Raw genomic sequence first — 17,301 nt, forward strand, 5'->3', positions numbered from 1 at the left:
AGATCCGGGGAAGTGGCCTCAGCGCCGTTCCCGTGTGCTGCGAAGTTTCCTTCGTAGCGAGCCGCCCATATAGCCGGCTTTTCCGCTTCGTCAACACCTTTTTTCAAGGCCGTCTCACCGGAGTGGACGTTGTTGCCGATGCCGCTTCGTCGTTGGACCCGAAGGCCTTTCGTCGTTGCGAGCCGCCTATTATGCCGGACTTTTCGAGTCCGTCAACACCTTCGTTCGATCATCTCGTTCGGCGGTGGTGGCGTTGCTGTCTGCGTGCCGTTTCCGAAGAAGCGGTGCGCTGCAGCAAGGGAGCGAATTCTAGAGATCTTGCGGATTTCGTCAAGCATTTTTTTGCAGGGTGATGACAGAACCAACGCAACATCACGCATGACATACGCTCGAAGATCACTGTGGCGTTGACCGCGCGTTGCGCGGTCAACGCCACAAGGGCTATCAATGCACGGATGCACAGTGGAGAGACGGCAATGAACATGCAGGTGCGGCAAGCGTGGTGGCGCGACCTTTCAGTACCGGCCCTCGTTGCCGGCTTCATTACTGTGCTGGTCGGCTTCGCCAGTTCGGCCGTCATCGTGTTCCAGGCTGCACAAGCCGTCGGTGCCAACCAGGCACAGATCGCCTCATGGATGTGGGCACTGGGACTGGGCATGGGTGTCACCTGCATCGGGCTGTCGCTGCGCTATCGCGTGCCGGTGGTGACCGCGTGGTCAACCCCGGGCGCGGCGATGCTGGTGGTCGGTGCAGGCGGTGCCTCGCTCGCTGAAGCCACCGGTGCATTCCTGCTCGCTGCGGTGCTTGGCATGCTGGCAGGCTTCTCCGGCATCTTCGCCCGGTTGATGCAGCGGGTGCCGATGGCGCTGGCCGCCGGCATGCTGGCCGGGGTGCTGCTGCGCTTCGGCCTGGACGTGTTCGTGGCCATGAACACCCAACTGGTGCTGGCGCTGGCCATGTTCGCCACCTGGCTGGGCGGACGCCGCCTGTTCCCGCGCTATGCGGTCATCGCCACTCTGCTGGTCGGCATCGCGGTGGCGGCCAGCCGTGGCCTGCTGCACGCACAGCAGGTGCAGCTGCAACTGGCTGTACCGCAATGGGTGACCCCATCCCTGTCCTGGACTGCAGTGGCTGGCATCGCCCTGCCCCTGTTCGTGGTCACCATGGCCTCGCAGAACATTCCGGGCGTGGCGGTGATGCGCGCATCCGGCTACGACGCCCCGGTGTCGCCGCTGATCGGCTGGATCGGTGTGGTCAATACGCTGCTGGCACCGTTCGGTGCATACGCACTGAACCTGGCGGCAATCACCGCAGCGATCTGCATGGGCCGCGATGCGCATGAGGACCCGGCACGACGCTATACCGCAGCGATGGCGGCCGGCGCCTTCTACATTGTCGTCGGGCTGTTCGGCGCCACCGTGGCCGCACTGTTCGCGGCGTTCCCGAAAGAGCTGGTGGCCTGCGTGGCCGGTATCGCGCTGTTCGGCACCATCGCCAACAGCCTGGCCAGTGCGCTGGCAGTAGAGCGGGACCGCGAGGCGGCACTGGTCACCTTCCTGGTGACCGCCTCGGGCGTCTCGCTGGCCGGCATCGGCTCGGCGTTCTGGGGCCTGGTGGCCGGTGCGCTGTGCCTGGTAGTACTGCGGCCCCGCCAGGGACGCTGACCTGCCCTATCCCGCCAATGCGGCGCCGACGGTGCTCAGCACCACCGCGATGACGATGGCGATCAGTGTGGCGACCACGCTGGTGCCGCCGCGCGCGGTCAGCTCGCTGCGCAGCCGTGCGTCATCGCCGCCGGTGACGGCACGGGCCTGGGCGATCAGGCGCTGGCAGTGTGCCAGGTACCAGCTGTTGCCAAAGATGCCGGTGGTGATGCTGAGCGCGAAGGTGATGACCAGTGACAGGCCATCCGGCACATCCAGCAAGGTCTCCACCACGCTGATCAGCAGCAGCAGGCCAGCCCACATCGCCGCCAGGCGGTACATCTTGCGGTACATCATCCAGATCAGGCCGAGCAGGAATGCCGGCCAGTGCCAGGTGCCACTGCCCGTGGCGATGCCGCCCTGATCCAGCCGCCAGCGCTGGCGATAGATCGGGAAATTGCCACCGACCACGCTGGCGTACAAGGCCATCTCGCCCTCCAGCCCGGCAGCCGCAGCCACATCCGGTGCAGCGACCGGCGCACGATAGGGGTCGGACGGATCGCCGACGCTCGGCGCAATGCCCTCAGCCGCAGGCGCTGCGTCGATATCCAGGACCGGAGCCACCTCGACCTGCGTTGAGGCCTGATCCAGCTCCGCCAACGGCCGCCAGGAGGGCATGCCCTCGCACCAGAGCAGCGTTCGCGCCGTGACCGTTCCTTCCCGCTGCAGCTGGCGAAGACCGGCCAGATCCACCGGCCCACTGCTCTGCCTGCCATTGGCGTACCACCATTGTGCTTCCTGCATGTTTTCCGTCCTTGCTACTGCATCGACAAACTGAAACCGCTGCCAGCGCCTACAGCGCGGTACTGGCCAGGGTCTGCACCAGCTGATGGCGCTCACCCGGCGCAAGCGTAATCTGCTCCGGGCCTGCGTTGGCCACTTCCAGGCAAACGTAATCGTGCCAGCCATCGCCGACATCGGCCATTTTCGCTGCCGCCTCCGCACCGGGATTCCAGGCCACCAGCGTCTGGCTGCCTTCGCTGCGGATCTCGATCCGCCGCTGCAGTACGGGATCACGCAGCACGTAATGGCCGCCGGCACCGGTATAGATGCGATCGCTGCGACCGGGGTCACGCGGATCGCGCAATGACCACGGTCCCTGTTGCAGGCGCAGCTGCGCATAGTCCTCGTACTTGTCCAGGTACTGCAGGCCATCGAGGCCCTCGACCTCGACCTGGTTGGCATCGCCCACCCGGAAATAGCTGTGCAGGGCCTGGGTGAAGGTCACCGGCGAGGTTCCGGTGTTCTCGGTGACGAGCTGCTGACGCAGCTGGCGGCAGATGCGCAACTGCATCTGCAGGCGCAGGCCGGGATCGGCGCAGGGTGCAGGTGCCAACTGCAGCTCGACCTCACCGTCATCGCTCTGGCTGGCCTGCAGAAGCTCCCAACGCGCGGTGCGCACCAGGCCATGCGCGGGCACATCATTGTTCTGGCCCTGGCGGCCGAACCACGGCCAGCACACAGGGACGCCACCGCGGATGGGCGTGGGCAGCTCGGCGCGCGTGGGCGAAAGCCACAGTACATCGGGCTGCCCATCGGGAATGAACGACAGCAGCTGTCCGCCGAACACGCTGATGACCGCCGTCGCGCTGGGGGTGCGCACGTGCCAGGCCTCCAGCCCGTGATACAGGCCGCTGCTGATGTCCGGATCCGACTGCATGCGATGACGCTCCTTGAAGACCGCGGCGATGATGTCGCGGTCAGCGTGCCTGGGGCAAGGCCTTCTGCGCAGCGGGTGCGATGGCGGCCGCCTCTTCCTGCAGCGCGCGCAGGATGCGTTGGCCGGCACGCCCATCGGCGTTGGCCCAGCCCAGGCGCTGCTGCTCGGACTGGATCGCGCGACGGGTGGCGGTACCGATCATGCCGTCGGCGGTACCGATGTCGTGGCCACGCGCCAGCAGCAGGGTCTGCAGCTGACGGCGTTCATCGCGGCCGATGCCGGGATCATCCGTCGGCCAGGCGGTAGCCAGCCCGTTGCCACCACGCAGCTGGTCGGCCAGCGTGGCGATCGCCAGCGCATAGCTTTCGGCGGCGTTGTAGCTGTAGATCGCGTCATAGTTGCGGAACACCAGCAGCGCCGGACCCTTGATCCCTGCCGGCAGCAGCAGGGCGGCGCGCGCATCCGCCGGCAGGTTGGCCGGAGCCAGCACACTGCCATCCAGCGCGGTCAGGCCCTGCGCACGCCAGTCGGCCAGGGCGCGACGCTGGGTACGTCCGGCCTGGCTGGCGTTGAAGCCAGCGGGAACAAGAACTTCCATGCCCCACGGCTCGCCACTGCGCCAGCCGGCACGCTTGAGGTAGTTGGCAGTGGAGGCCAGCGCATCGGGAATGCTGCCGACCAGATCGCGGCGGCCATCGCCATCACCGTCCACGGCGATGCGTGCGTAGGTGCTGGGCATGAACTGCGTATGCCCGAAGGCACCGGCCCAGGAACCGGTGAGGCCCTGTGCCTGCAGGTCGCCGCGGTCGATCAGCTTGAGCAGTGCCAGCAATTCACCGCGGAAGAAGGGTTGGCGACGGCCGGCGCAGGACAGCGTGGCCAGTGACTGCAGCAGGGGGCGCTTGCCGAACACGCGGCCGTAGTCGCTCTCCACGCCCCAGACCGCGACGATGGTGGCCGGATCGACGCCGTACTGCGCCGACACCCGATCGAGCAGGTCGCGATGCTGCTGCAGCATGGCGCGACCATCAGCCACGCGCTGGCGATCGACCAGCGCGGCCAGGTAGTCCCAGATCGGCGTGGTGAATTCCGGCTGCGCGTCGAGCAGGCCGAGCACGCTGGGGTCCGGGGTGAGGCCGGCGGTGATTTCGTTGAAGCGCTCGGCGCTGATGCCCTGGCTGGCGGCCGTGGCCTGCAGGCCCGAAAGGCAGCGGCTGAAGGCCGGATCGACGCTGGCATCCGGTGCTGCAGGCAGCGCGGGGGGCGAGGCGAGAGCGGCCGCCAGGCCGAGGGTGGTCAGAATGGGCATGGCGTCCTCCGTGTTGCCGTTGCACGGCCATCTTAGGGGTAGCGGTGCTGCAGAACCTGAAGGGGTACCGGCTGGCCGGCCGCCCTAGATGGCACGCAGCAGGCGCAGGCCGTAGGCGGGACTGTCGGCATTCCAGCGCTGCGTGACCTGCAGGCCCGCCTGCTGCAGCAGCGCCTCGAAGCTGTCGTCGGTGTACTTGTGGCTGTACTCCACACGGATCGGTTCGTCGGCGGCGAAGTGGAAGGCGCGGCCGTCCAGATGCACATCCTGCGCCCAGCGGCTGACCAGATCGGTTTCGATGCGCAACCGCGCGGTGCTGTAGCAGGCACGGTGGTGGAAGCCGTCGAGGTCGAAGTCGCTGCCGATCTCGCGATTGAGCCGGGCCAGCAGGTTGAAAGTGAACGCGGCGGTGACACCCTGCGCGTCGTTGTAGGCCGCTTCGATCAGCGCCGGGTCCTTGTGCAGATCGATGCCGACCAGGGCCAGGCCGTCGCGGCCCATCGTCTGGCGCATCGCCCGCAGCAGTGCGACCGCGTCTTCGCCTTCAAAGTTGCCCAGCGTGGAACCGGGGAAGAACAGCAGCCGTCGCGCGGGTTCGCGCTCGGGCATGGGAACGGCGACGGGGCGGGTGAAGTCAGCACAGACCGGCAGCATCTCCACCTCCGGCAACGCCGGCGCCAGATGATCGATGCTGGACAGCAGCGCGGCCCGCGAGATTTCAATCGGCGTATAGGCCACCGGGTCGTGAAGTGCGGCCAGCAGCAGCGCGGTCTTGCGTCCGCTGCCGCTGCCCAGCTCCACCACGTGCAGACGCGGGCCAACGCTGCGGGCGATGTCCGGCAGCACACGCTTCAGCAGGGCCAGCTCGGTGCGCGTGGGGTAGTACTCGGGGGTCTGCGTGATCTGCTCGAACAGGCGCGAGCCACGCGCATCGTAGAAGTACTTGGACGGCAGCTGCCGCGGCGTACGTGAGAGTCCGGCCACTACGTCGGAGAGGATCTGCTGCCGCCCGGGGGTGAGATCGGTCAATGCCTGCAGCGCGTCATGCACGGTGCTCATGTGAGGTCCCTGGCCAGGCGCAGCCCGGAGAACTGCCAGCGCGCCGGCGGCATGAAGAAGTTGCGGTAGCTGGCGCGCACATGGCCGCGGGGTGTCGCGCAGCTGCCGCCACGCAGCACCCACTGCCCGCACATGAACTTGCCGTTGTACTCACCGAGGTTGCCGGCGAAGGGACGGAAGCCCGGATAGGCGCCATACGCGCTGTGGGTCCACTCCCAGACATCGCCGAACAGCTGCCGTATTCCACTGCCCTGCGCTGCCAGCGGATGCAGCCGGTCGTCGTCAGCGAAATGGCCGCGCAGCGGCTGCGACGCAGCGGCGGCTTCCCATTCGTACTCGCTGGGCAGGCGCGCGCCGGACCAGCGGGCGCAGGCATCGGCCTCGTAGTAGCTGAGGTGGCAGACCGGCGCGTGCGGATCCAGTTCGCGCCAACCGCCCAGGGTGTACTCGCGCTGCAGGGCGTCATCCCAGTACAGCGGGTGCTGCCAGCCCTCGGCTTCGCGCAGCGCCCAGCCTTCGCTGAGCCACCAGCGCGGTTCACGGTAGCCGCCGGCGTCGATGAAGGCCCGATACTCGGCATTGCTGACGGGACGCTCGGCCAATGCGTGCGCGGGGAGCAGCACGCGGTGCGCTGGCGATTCGTTGTCGTAGGCGAACGCGGTGTGCTGCGGCCAGGCTGCAGCACCGACGGTGACGATGCGCTCGGGTGATTCGATCCAGCCCTGCGCACTGGCAGCGCTGGTGGCAGGCTGCAGGTCCTCGCGGTAGGCGGGCTGCAATGGGTTGCACCAGAACGCATGCTTGATGTCGGTGAGCAGCAGTTCCTGGTGCTGCTGCTCGTGCTGCAGGCCCAGCTGCAGATGTTGCAGTGCCTGTTCATCGAGATCGCCCGCCGCCAACCGCGATTGCACCTGCGCATCGACCTGCTGGCGGTAGTCGCGCACCTGCTGCAGCGAGGGCCGCGACAGCAACCCGCGCTGTGGCCGCGCATGCGCCGGGCCGATGCTCTTGTAGTAGCTGTTGAACAGGTAGTCCCAGGCCGGGTCATGCGCTGGCGCGGTGCCGAAGCCCGCCAGCACGAAGCGTTCGAAGAACCAGGTGGTGTGGGCCAGGTGCCATTTGCTCGGGCTGGCGTCAGCCATGCTCTGCAGCATGGCGTCCTCGGCGCTGAGCGGCGCGGCCAACTGCAGGCTGCGCGTCCGTACATGGGCGAACTGGCGGGCGAGATCGTGCTGCGGGGCAGCGACGGCGGCGGGTACGCTGTCCATGTGGGCAGCATCGGCGCTGGACGGTGAGTGCGACGTCATGGTTCGGCGTCACTTCGTTCACATGGATGAGCCTGCCGCATTCAAGAAGCCACCACGAACGCCGCTAACGGCAATGCTGCGGCCGCGTCGTCACCGCGCTGGAATTCCTGCTTGCCCCTGCATCCGCTCCGCCAGCCTGCGCATTACCTGTTCGTGCTGCCTGCCGTGCTGGTTGCCGTGGTGGTGTGGACCGCATTGGATACCGCAGACGTGGCCAGCCCGGCGCAGCGCATCCTGCCCTGGCTGCTGGCCTGCCTCGGTGCCGGCCTGGCCCTGCTCTACCACCAGGTGCGCACGTTGTGCCTGCTGATGCTTGTGGCGGTGATGTTCGCGCTGCTGCACCAGGACGTCGCTGGCTACCTGCGCAATGGCCATGTCACCACGCTGACACCGCTGCGCTTCCACGCCATCTCGGCCTGGTTGCCGCTGTTGTCTGCCGGCCTTGCGTTGTGGCCGGAGCGCGGACGGCGGCGCCAGGACCTGCTGCTGCGCGGTATTGCCATCGGCACCGCGGTGATGATCTTCCTGCTGCTAGCCACACAGCAGCCGCGCGGCATGCACGATCTGCTGTCGAACCGTCACTGGGCCTGGATTCCCGCCGACTGGAACGCGCTGGCGCAGCTGCCGGCGCTGCTGTTCCTGCTGGCGACCGCAGCGTTGGGCTGGCAGGCGTGGCGGCATCCTCGGCCACTGCACACGGCGATGCTGCTGGCCCTGCTGTGCCTGTGGTGGATGCTGCCGCGGATCTTCCTGCAGCCGGTGCTGCTGCCGGCGCTGAGCAGCGCCGCCCTGCTGCTGATGCTGGGCGCGATGCTGCAGGAGTCCTTCCACATGGCCTTCCGCGATGAGTTGACCGGCCTGCCGGGGCGACGGGCATTCAACGAGACCCTGCAGCGGGCACGCGGCACCTACAGCATCGCGATGGTGGACGTGGACCACTTCAAGTCATTCAACGACACCCATGGTCACGACACCGGAGACGATGTACTGCGCCTGGTGGCCTCGCGGCTGGCGCGGGTGGGCGACGGTGGCCGTGCATTCCGCTATGGCGGTGAGGAGTTCGCGGTGGTGTTCCTGGACCGCCCTGCGGCGGCCTGCATGGATGCCGTGGAGGCGCTGCGGCAGAGCATCGAGGAGACCCGCATGCAGCTGCGCGACCGCAGCACCCGCAGCCGCGATGACGAAGCCGGCCGCCAGCAGCGCGGACGCGGTGGCAGCGGCCAGGTGGTACAGGTGACAGTGAGCATCGGCCTGGCCGACAGCCATGTGGATCCGCGCCCGATGGCAGTGGTCAAGGCCGCCGACCAGGCCCTGTATGTGGCCAAGGACGGCGGCCGCAACCAGGTGCGCGCGCACGGCGGCCAGCGCGTGCTGGCTGCGCGCAGCGTGTAGGGCTCAGACCGCGTCGAGGTAGTACCAGCGGCCGTCGATGCGCTGGAAGCGGCTGTGTTCGGTCATCTTGACCGCACTGCCGCCGCCGACGCGATAGCGCGCGGTGAAGCGGACATCGGCGCTGTCAGCACCGGTGACGGTGTGCTCGTGCACGGTCAGGCCCAGCCAATGGGTACGCTGGCCGGGTGCATCATCCAGCGTCAACTCGGCCGGACGCGTGTCCGGGTGCCAGCTCTGGCGCAGGTAGTCAGCCAGACCGCGCACGTAGGCGCTGTAGCGCGAACGCATCAGGCGCTCGGCATCGGGCGCGGCTTCACCGGCGTGGAAACGGCCGCAGCAGGCGGCATAGTCGGCGGGAAGGCCACAGGGACAGGGATCGGCGGGTTTTCGGCTCATGCCGGCATTGTCGCCGGGTTGCAGGGATTGATCCACGCGCGGCACGGGCCAGCTGAAGCAGGACAGGCGTATGCTGTCGCGCCCCCACCTTGATTGATCGCCGTGCTGGAACTGGTTCCCCCTGAGTTGTGGTGGCTGGTGGTGATCGCCTTCATCGCCGGTCTTGTGGATGCCGCCGTGGGTGGCGGTGGCCTGGTGCAGCTGCCCGGCCTGTTCACGGTGCTGCCGCAGCAGACGCCGGCGATGCTGTTCGGTACCAACAAGTTCAGTTCGATGTTCGGCACCGGTGCGGCTGCCTGGCGCTATGCGCGCAACGTGCGCTTCCCGTGGAAGCCGGTGCTGTTCGCGGCCGGCACCGCCTTCATCTTCTCCTTCGCCGGGGCCACCGCGGTGAGCCTGCTGCCCAAGGACGCGGTGCGCCCACTGGTGCTGGTGCTGCTGATCGCGATGCTGGCCTACACGTTGTGGAAAAAGGACTTCGGCGCGCTGCACCGGCCGCAGGAAATCGGCCGCCGCGAGCTGGTGATCGCGCTGGCGATCGGTGCAGCGATCGGCTTCTACGATGGTTTCTTCGGGCCGGGCACCGGCAGCTTCCTGATCTTCCTGTTCGTGCGCTTCTTCGGGTTGGATTTCCTGCGCGCGTCGGCCGCGTCGAAGGTGGTGAACCTGGCGACGAATGTTGCAGCGATCTCGTTCTTCGTGCCGACCGGCAACATCCTGTGGCTGTTCGCGCTGCCGATGGCGGCGGCCAACATCATCGGTTCGGTGGTGGGCACGCGGTTGGCGCTGAAGGGCGGCACGCCGTTCATCCGCAAGCTGTTCGTGGGGCTGGTGGTGGTGCTGATCGCGCGGATGGCGTGGGATACGTTGCGCGGAGCGTGAGTGCGGTTGCCGGCCAGCGGCCGGCACTACCGGGTCATGAACCCCGCCCATGGGTAGTGCCGGCCGCTGGCCGGCATTCCCATTCAATCGGCCGGGTCAGGCCTCGGCTTCTTCCGGTTCGTTGGCCTGCTGGCGGCTGCGCTCGGGCAGCTTCAGGCGCTTGCCTTCTTCGTCGTACTCGATCAGCAGCACGCCGGAGTCGTGGCGGCCGCTGATTTCGACGAAGCAGGCACCGCCGATGAACGGTTCCAGCGTCATCACCGACTTCAGCGGGGTGGCCACCACCATCTGGAAGCCGAAGTTGTCGAAGATGTTCATCGCCAGCGCGGTGAACTCGTTGTCGGCCTTGTCGAAGGCTTCGTCGAGCACGACCGCGGCGTAACTGGGCAGCTGGCTGTCGGCACCGCCGAGCTGGTAGCGCAGCGCCGCAGCCAGACAGGTAGTGGCCAGCTTCTGGCGCTGGCCGCCGGACTTGCCGGCACCGCTGCGGTAGATCTCGACCTGCTGGCGCGTTTCCGCATCCAGCTCGACGCCGATGAACTCCACGTGCATGCGCACGTCCAGCACCAGTTCGCGCCAGCGCTTGTCTTCGCCTTCCTGTGAACCCAGGCGGTTGACCAGCTGGCGCAGCACGGTGAACTGCGATTCGGCCAGCTCGCGCTGCTCGGTCTGCTGCTGCGACAGCACCTCGCGCAGCTGCAGGTGGAACTCACCGACTTCCGGCAGGCGGCGGTCGCTCAGTTCAATGGTCAGCAGCGTGCCACGGTTGAACGGCACCTGTTCCAGGCTGGCGTTCACCTCGTCCAGGCGCTGGCCGATCGACTTGCGGGCCTCTGCACTGTGGCGCTGCAGGGCCAGCAGGTTGTTCTTGCTCTGGTTCTGCAGCAGGTCGAAGAAGCGCTCTTCGTGCTGCGGCAGGCCGTCGCGCTCCAGGCGTTCGAGGCGGGCGAGGAAGTCCTCGGCCGAGGCCACCGAGACGGTGAAGTCGCCCGATTCCTCCGGCCACTGCTGGATGAAGCGACGGAAGCAGCCGATCAGCTGGTTCTCGATGCGGTTGAGGTCCTGCTGCGAGGACGACAGCTGCTCGTTCAGCGCGTTGCTGACCTGGCGCATGTGCGCTTCCAGCGTTTCCAGGCTGAGCGGGCCCTGCTCCTGCAGGCGCTCGGCGAGGCCGGCTTCCTGCTCCTGGGCCAGGCTCGGCAGCACCAGCGCACGGCTCTGCTGGCGGGCGCGGTCGAGGCGATCGCGCTCCTTGACCAGCTGGCCGCGCTCGACGCGGACGTCCTCATAGGTGCGGCGGGATTGTTCGATGTCGGCGCGCACGGCGTCGATCTGCTTGGCCAGCTTGGCCAGATCGGCATTGCCTTCGCGCAGGTCACGCAGGGTGGCCTCGATGTCGCTCAGGCGCTGCTGCGGAGCGGCGATGTCGATCTCGTTCCAGCTGATGCTGACCAGCTCGTGGCAGGCCAGGCGGCGTTCGTTGTCGCGGTCACGCTGGCCGCGCAGGCGCGCGATGTCGGTCTCGCAGCTGGCGATGCGCTTGGCCAGTTCCTGTGCTTCGCGCTCGAAGGCGCCCACCTTGTCGTGGTTGTTGAAGCCGAGGATCCAGCGGCGGCGGTCGCCTACCGCGCTGCGGTCGTCCTTCTCGAAACGGTCGCCCGGATGCTTGACCTGGCCTTCGCGGGTGATGCCGCGGTCGACGTTGCGCAGCTGCTTGGCATCCACGCACTCGTAGTCGAAGCGCTTGCCTAGCTCGCGCCGCAGCCAGCTTTCGAACACATGCTCGCGCAGCTCCAGCTTGTGCAGCAGCGACTTCGCCGACGGCTCGCGCGCGAACGCATCATCGTTGCGGCGCACGCGGTAGTAGGTGAAGCGCATGCCCAGGTGGGTACGGTTCACCCACTCGGCGACGTCGTTGTAGTGCTTGTCATCGACCAGCAGCGACAGCGCGAAGCCGCCCAGCACACGTTCGATGGCGCCCTGCCAGCCCTGCTCCTCCGAGCGGACCTGGATCAGCTCGCCGATGAAGGGCAGCGCCGCTTCGGCGATGCCGGTTTCCTCGGCCAGGCGCGCGCGAAGCTTCTGCATCGGCGCCGGAATGTTGGACGGCGTGCGCTGCATCGCTTCGAGTTCGCTGCGCACTTCACCGAAGCGGCGCTCGTCGTCGCGCTTGCCGCCGAGGCGATCGCTGATCGCATCGTCCAGTGCCGCCGAGGCACGCTGGCGGTCCTGCAGTTCGTTCTGCGCGCGCTCGACCAGCTCGGCGAAGCCATGGGCATCGTCGGGCAGTTCGGCCTGCAGCTGCTGCGCCGCTTCCTGGGCCTGGTCACGCTTGGCCTTGCGCCGGTCGCGCTCGGCTTCGGCGCGGCCCTGCTCGCGTTCCAGTTCCTCGATGCGTTCACCGCCCTGCTGGCGGCGCTGCAGTTCCAGTTCGGCCAGGCGCTCGGTGTGGTTGTCGAGTGCGGCACGGCGCTGGGCTTCTTCGCCGAGCAGGCCACGGTCACGCACGTCCATCTCGCGCAGGCGCGCTTCGATCAGCGCCTGGCGGCGGCTTTCGCGGAAGCTGTCGACGCCGAGCTTCAGTGCTTCGTCGTCGCCACGCTGGCGGTGCATCTCTTTCAGATCGTTGTAGTAGGCGCGTGCCGGCAGCAGGGTTTCCACCTGGCGGCGCGCGGTGACCACGGCCTGGTGCGCGCCATCGAGCTCGGCGAAGTCGCTGACCAGGCGCTCGGCGGCGTCGAAGGTCTTCGGCGTGTCGAGCATGAAGTCGCGCAGGAAGACGTTGAGGTCGCCCAGGTTCTTCGCCGACTGCGTCTTGTGCAGCAGGCGCAGCGCCATCTCGTTGTCGATGCCGAGCAGGTCGCGGAAGCGCTCGGCATAGCCGGAGAAGGTGTCGAAGTGATGCAGGTCGGACAGCTTCTGCTTGAGCTTGCGCAGGTCCAGGTCGAAGCCGCCGAGATCCTTGGCGATGTCGAACGGGCGCTCGGCGATCATGTAGTGCTTGCGCACGTCGCCAGCCGAGGTGCCATTGCCGGAGATCCACAGCAGGCGCACCAGGCTGACCACGCGGCCATCGCCGGCGCGGTATTCCAGCACCAGTGCGGTCCAGGTCGCGCCCTTGCGCAGGTACTGGGTGGCGATTTCGCCGGTGCCGCTGTCCTGTTGGTCGGCCCAGGCGCCACGTACGTAGGACACCAGGTTGCGGTCGCGGCCACTGCGCTCGGCTTCACGCGCGGCGGCGTTGAAGTCGACGATGGCCGGCGGCGTCAGCAGCGCGGACATCGCATCGAGCAGGGTCGACTTGCCCGAGCCGGAACGGCCGACGAACAGGAAGCCGCGCTCGGCGATCGGCACTTCGGTCAGGCCGTTGAAGGTGCCCCAGTTGTGCACCTGCAGGCGGCGCATGCGGAACTGCTGCAGGCGCGGGTCCGGCAGGCCTTCGTTGAACAGTGCGGGAGTGTGCTTGGAGATAGCCATGCGATGGTCGGGTCTCTCAGGCCTCGGCGGCCGGGGTTTCGCGCAGCTGGCGGTACACCGCCGAAAGCTGGGACACGTCTTCGGCGGAGAACAGCAGCTTCAGCGCCGGCGAGACTTCGTGGCGGTCTTCCTGGCCGCTGAGGCGGGTCAGGATGTGGTTGTCCTTCATCTTCTGCACCGCCGAGGCGACGCGGCGGTTGAAGCCGGCGCGGTCGGTGGACAGGTTCTTCTCGTAGATGGCCAGCGCTTCGGCCATCTCGGCGTCGGCGACCACCGCGCGGTTGCCGCGCGCATCGGCCTCGGCCAGCTGCTGGCGCAGGTACAACAGCAGCACCGAATCGATGAAGGTCAGCGGCGAGGTGCGCAGCAGCACCGGCGCATCAACGTCTTCGGTATCGGCCTGGCGTGTGAAGGCCACACCGCTGTCACGGTCGAGCACCAGTTCCAGGAACAGGTCGGCCAGCGACGAACGGATGGCCGCCTCGCTGCGGATCAGCGCCGGCCACAGCTTGGCGTGGCGCAGCTGGTCGATGCTGGGGCCGATCAGCAGCTGGCACAGCGCGCGGCGCGCATCCAGCGGCAGGCGTCCGGTATCGCCCAGGTAGTACACGTCGTTGCCACGGCGGGGCTGCGCCACGGCCGCCACCGGCTCGGCCTCGTAGGCGTCTTCCGCCACGTCGGCCTGCGCTGCGTCGATGGGATCTTCATGCCAGCTCATGGCGTCTCTCCTGGGTAAACCAAACCAGCGGGATGCGGGCGCGACGGATCTGGCCGTCGCCACCACGCCATTCGGCGAGCTCCTGCTCGCCGGCGATCACGTTGCCGAAGCGCGTGCCCAGCGACAGGTAGCCGATGACGCTGCCCAGGCCCTGCGGCGCCTCGCGCTGCGACAGGGCCTGGGCGATGCTGAGCCGCGGCTGTGCATCGAGCAGGTCGTGCAGGTCGCGGCGCAGGGTGCGGAAGTCGATTTCGGACGAAGCGACCAGATCGCCGACGCTCTCCAGGCTGATCGCGGCCGCGTCGTTGTATTCGACGTTGCCATCGACCTGGGCACTGCGTGGATCGTGCAGCCTCCACTGCGACCACGAGCGCAGTCGGCTGGTGGTCAGCTGCAGGTCACGGCCGATGCCGCGTTGTGCGGGGAACTCGTCGCGCAGGGCCAGTGCTTCGGACTGCGCCTGCTTCAGCAGCTGGTTGAGGCGGCGCTGTTCCAGGTAGCCACGGCTCTGCACGAAGCCGCGCAGGCTGCGCGCGAAGTTCTGCAGCACATCGTGCACCTGGCCACCGCGCTCGAGCATGGTGCTGGTGAAGCCGCGCAGGAAGTTGCGCTCGTTGCGGTCCAGGCGGCGCGCAAAGCCACGCGCCAGCACCGCTTCCAGCGCAGCATCAAGCTGTGCGCTCTGTTCGGCGTCGTTGAGCAGTCGCCAGAATGCCTGGAAGCTGCGGCCGGCATCGCTCTCGCCGATCACATCCACGCCTTCGAACAGCTGCGACAGCACGTCGCCACGCTCGCCCTCGTCGTCGATGATGCGCTCGCGGAAATCGCGGTTGAGCTGCTCGAAGTCGTCGCGCACGCGGCGGAAGTCCTCGGTCAGCTCGTCGGCCAGGCCGATGATCTGACGCGCACGTTCCAGCGCGCGCTTGCCATCCAGCGCGATCACGCGGCCAGCGCCGACGCGGGCGATCTCGGCGTCGATGCGGTCGCGCTCGTCGCGCAGCGCCGACAGGCGCGCATCCGGATCGGACTCGGTCTGCGCGGCCAGCTGCGAGAGCTGTTCGATGACCAGCGCCAGCCGGCTTTCGGTGGCGGCCACGCGGGCCTGCTCCAGGCCATCGGCGAAGCGGATGGCCTGCAGCGCCGCGGTCGACAGCTCGTACTGCTCCTGGTCTGCGCCCTCGGGCAAACGGCGTTCCAGCCAACCCTGGGCCAGCCAGTGCGCGATGTAGGCCTGCGCGGTACGCGGCAGGTCGCGCGACAGTTCGTCGCCGTTGAGCTGGTCCAGCGCACGTTGCAGGCGCTCGTTGAGCACCGACGAGGACAGCGTGCGCTCGCCGTCCATCAGCAGCCCCTGCAGCAGGCCGATGATTTCCGGAGCGTGGTCGGCGGCGAGCAGCTTCCACTGGGGCTGTTCGCGCAGATGGCGGTAACGGGAGATGCGTTCGCGATGCTTCATGCAGCGAAAGAGGTCTGTTGGGCTGACAGGGACGAGCCGCCACGCACGGCTGCCGCGCGGGCAGCCGTGGGCATGCCGGCCCGCAGCGGCCGGCGGGGTGCAGGCAAGCGGCTCAGCGCTTGCCGCCCACTTCGATGAAGCGCAGGAACTCGGCGCGGGTCCGCGCGTCGTCGCGGAAGCTGCCCAGCATCTTCGAGGTGACCATGCTGACGCCGCGCTTGTGGATGCCGCGGGTGGTCATGCATTCGTGGGCGCCTTCGACGACCACGCCGACGCCGATCGGCTGCAGCACATCCTGGATGCACTGGGCGATCTGCGCGGTCATCTTCTCCTGCACCTGGAAACGGCGGGCGTAGGCTTCGACGACGCGGGCCAGCTTGCTGATGCCCACCACCTTGCCGGCCGGCAGGTAGCCGACGTGCACGCGGCCGATGATCGGCGCCATGTGGTGTTCGCAGTGGCTTTCGTACTCGATGTCGCGCAGGACGATCAGTTCGTCGTAGCCGGCCACTTCCTCGAAGGTCCGCTCCATGTAGGCGCGCGGGTCGTCGCGGTAACCGCTGAACCAGTCGCCATAGGCTTCGGCGACACGGCGGGGGGTATCCAGTAGGCCTTCACGGGACGGGTCCTCACCGGCCCAGCGCAGCAGGGTGCGCACGGCATCCTCGGCCTGGTCCTGGGTCACGTCGCCCTGCGGGGCGGCCTTTTCGTTGTTCTTGCTCATTGCGTACAGCGTCCCGAACGGGGGGCGAGCATCGTACCCGACCGGGGGGTGGGTCGTCCTGTTGGTCGGGTTCATCGGGGGTCTGGCGGCGCCTGCCTGTTACGGGTCTGGATGGGGAAGGGCGGCAGGGCAGGACACGCCGTAAACCCATCCTTGGGGGCTCGGTCGGCGCATCCATGCGCCTCACGGTCCTGCCCTGCCGCCCTTCCCCATCCCTGACAGTTTCCTGCGGGCGCGGCCGGACCGCCCGAAAGCGGGGGCAAAAGGTGGGGTTCATGGCTCCGGAAGCACCGCGCGCTGCGGCATTGGTGGGTGCGGACCGTTGGTCCGCACTGCTTCTGCTTCTGCCTTTGAAGAGCCAACCCACCGCGCCCGCGGGGTGATGGGCAGGCAGCTGGGGTCGGGCGGGGCAGGACCGTCCGCGGCATGGGTCCGAGGCATGCCTCGGACGGGTTGGGCAGGACGCCCAACGCCGGTCTTGCCGTGTGCGCAGGACGCGCACACGAGCAAGCCGCGGCCGAGCCCCCAAGGGTGAGGGCGCTTGCTTGCGAAGCATGCCTCGCAAGCGCCCGAACGCACAGCCGCCAGCGGCTGGGCCGGACCCCGGAGGGGGGTTCACGGCGTGTCCTGCCCCGTCCGGCCCCCGCTGCCCCACCCGTAGCAACGTGGCGCAAGGCTTTACTCAACACACCCGCCCATTCATAAAAACCCATTGATAGGAATGAAATTAGTAGTATCCTATCTATCTCTTATGGACCGACCCCTCGACGAGCGCACCGTGCTGCAGATGCAGCTCAGCTCCGGCCTGCTGTACGCAGGGCGGCAGTGGCAGCGCCTGGCCGACAGCCGGCTCGGCAGCTACGGCATCTCCACCGCCTGCACCATGCCCCTGCTGATGATCGGTCGCTCTGGCGGTGGCATCCGCCAGGTGGCGCTGGCCCAGCAGCTGGGCATGGAGGGTCCTTCCCTGGTCCGCCTGCTGGACAAGCTGTGCGCCAGCGACCTGGTCCGCCGCGAGAGCGACGCCAGCGACCGCCGCGCCAACCTGCTGTGGCTGACCGACGCGGGACACGCGTTGGTCAGCGAGCTGGAAGACCAGTTGATCGGACTGCGCCAGGACGTGTTCGGAGAGCTTTCCATGGATGAACTGCACGCCGTGCTGAAGGCATGGCGCCTGCTGGCCGAGGCCGCCGACCGCATCACGTAAGACCGCTGCCC

The 17,301-nt window shown here is 67.9% G+C and carries 14 protein-coding genes; 4 read left to right on the forward strand and 10 right to left on the reverse strand.

What is annotated here, in order from left to right; translation table 11 throughout:
* Positions 1-476: 476 nt before the first annotated feature.
* Positions 477-1,664, forward strand: coding sequence for a benzoate/H(+) symporter BenE family transporter (locus tag ACZK5G_RS22230; RefSeq protein WP_049421023.1), 1,188 nt, complete (start codon positions 477-479; stop codon positions 1,662-1,664).
* A gap of 6 nt (positions 1,665-1,670) precedes the next feature.
* On the opposite strand, the gene ACZK5G_RS22235 is transcribed toward ACZK5G_RS22230, so the two are convergent.
* The 5 genes from ACZK5G_RS22235 to egtB all read right to left on the reverse strand — a co-directional run bounded on the left by ACZK5G_RS22235 (position 1,671) and on the right by egtB (position 6,999).
* On the reverse strand, positions 1,671-2,447 hold the full coding sequence (locus ACZK5G_RS22235; RefSeq protein WP_478464859.1) for a DUF2628 domain-containing protein: 777 nt from the start codon (positions 2,445-2,447) through the stop codon (positions 1,671-1,673).
* Between the two features lie 49 nt (positions 2,448-2,496).
* A complete protein-coding gene (locus ACZK5G_RS22240) occupies positions 2,497-3,363 on the reverse strand; it encodes a D-hexose-6-phosphate mutarotase (RefSeq protein WP_478464861.1) in 867 nt (288 codons plus the stop codon).
* A 40-nt stretch (positions 3,364-3,403) separates the two neighbouring features.
* Entirely contained in the window at positions 3,404-4,672 is a 1,269-nt protein-coding gene (locus tag ACZK5G_RS22245) for a lytic murein transglycosylase (protein ID WP_180838002.1), read from the reverse strand.
* An 84-nt stretch (positions 4,673-4,756) separates the two neighbouring features.
* Positions 4,757-5,731, reverse strand: coding sequence for an L-histidine N(alpha)-methyltransferase (egtD, locus tag ACZK5G_RS22250; protein WP_478464863.1), 975 nt, complete (start codon positions 5,729-5,731; stop codon positions 4,757-4,759).
* The gene (egtB, locus tag ACZK5G_RS22255; RefSeq protein ID WP_478466551.1) at positions 5,728-6,999 is read right to left on the reverse strand and encodes an ergothioneine biosynthesis protein EgtB; all 1,272 of its coding nucleotides are present in this window, start codon (positions 6,997-6,999) and stop codon (positions 5,728-5,730) included. The genes egtD and egtB overlap by 4 nt, the downstream gene beginning before the upstream one ends.
* Before the next feature lie 150 nt (positions 7,000-7,149).
* Between egtB and ACZK5G_RS22260 the strand changes: the two genes are divergently transcribed.
* Entirely contained in the window at positions 7,150-8,430 is a 1,281-nt protein-coding gene (locus tag ACZK5G_RS22260) for a GGDEF domain-containing protein (RefSeq protein WP_478464864.1), read from the forward strand.
* 3 nt (positions 8,431-8,433) lie between these two features.
* Here ACZK5G_RS22260 and ACZK5G_RS22265 read toward each other — a convergent pair whose 3' ends face one another.
* Positions 8,434-8,826, reverse strand: a complete 393-nt coding sequence (locus tag ACZK5G_RS22265; RefSeq protein ID WP_132811068.1) for a YchJ family protein — start codon at positions 8,824-8,826, stop codon at positions 8,434-8,436.
* Between the two features lie 102 nt (positions 8,827-8,928).
* On the opposite strand from ACZK5G_RS22265, the gene ACZK5G_RS22270 reads away from it, so the two are divergent.
* On the forward strand, positions 8,929-9,708 hold the full coding sequence (locus ACZK5G_RS22270) for a sulfite exporter TauE/SafE family protein (protein ID WP_032130226.1): 780 nt from the start codon (positions 8,929-8,931) through the stop codon (positions 9,706-9,708).
* 96 nt (positions 9,709-9,804) lie between these two features.
* Here ACZK5G_RS22270 and ACZK5G_RS22275 read toward each other — a convergent pair whose 3' ends face one another.
* The 4 genes from ACZK5G_RS22275 to folE all read right to left on the reverse strand — a co-directional run bounded on the left by ACZK5G_RS22275 (position 9,805) and on the right by folE (position 16,083).
* Positions 9,805-13,185, reverse strand: a complete 3,381-nt coding sequence (locus ACZK5G_RS22275) for an ATP-binding protein (protein WP_478464866.1) — start codon at positions 13,183-13,185, stop codon at positions 9,805-9,807.
* 16 nt (positions 13,186-13,201) lie between these two features.
* A complete protein-coding gene (locus ACZK5G_RS22280) occupies positions 13,202-13,903 on the reverse strand; it encodes a DUF4194 domain-containing protein (protein WP_005411692.1) in 702 nt (233 codons plus the stop codon).
* Positions 13,890-15,359 (reverse strand): DUF3375 domain-containing protein, encoded by a 1,470-nt coding sequence (locus tag ACZK5G_RS22285; protein ID WP_032130217.1) that lies wholly within the window; start codon positions 15,357-15,359, stop codon positions 13,890-13,892. The genes ACZK5G_RS22280 and ACZK5G_RS22285 overlap by 14 nt, the downstream gene beginning before the upstream one ends.
* Positions 15,360-15,471: 112 nt before the next feature.
* Positions 15,472-16,083 (reverse strand): GTP cyclohydrolase I FolE, encoded by a 612-nt coding sequence (gene folE, locus ACZK5G_RS22290; RefSeq protein ID WP_004141296.1) that lies wholly within the window; start codon positions 16,081-16,083, stop codon positions 15,472-15,474.
* Positions 16,084-16,834: 751 nt separating this feature from the next.
* Here folE and ACZK5G_RS22295 point away from each other — a divergent pair.
* The gene (locus tag ACZK5G_RS22295) at positions 16,835-17,290 is read left to right on the forward strand and encodes a MarR family winged helix-turn-helix transcriptional regulator (protein ID WP_012481667.1); all 456 of its coding nucleotides are present in this window, start codon (positions 16,835-16,837) and stop codon (positions 17,288-17,290) included.
* The last annotated feature ends 11 nt before the right edge of the window (positions 17,291-17,301 follow it).

This window comes from Stenotrophomonas sp. 62841_Sma, assembly GCF_056482945.1.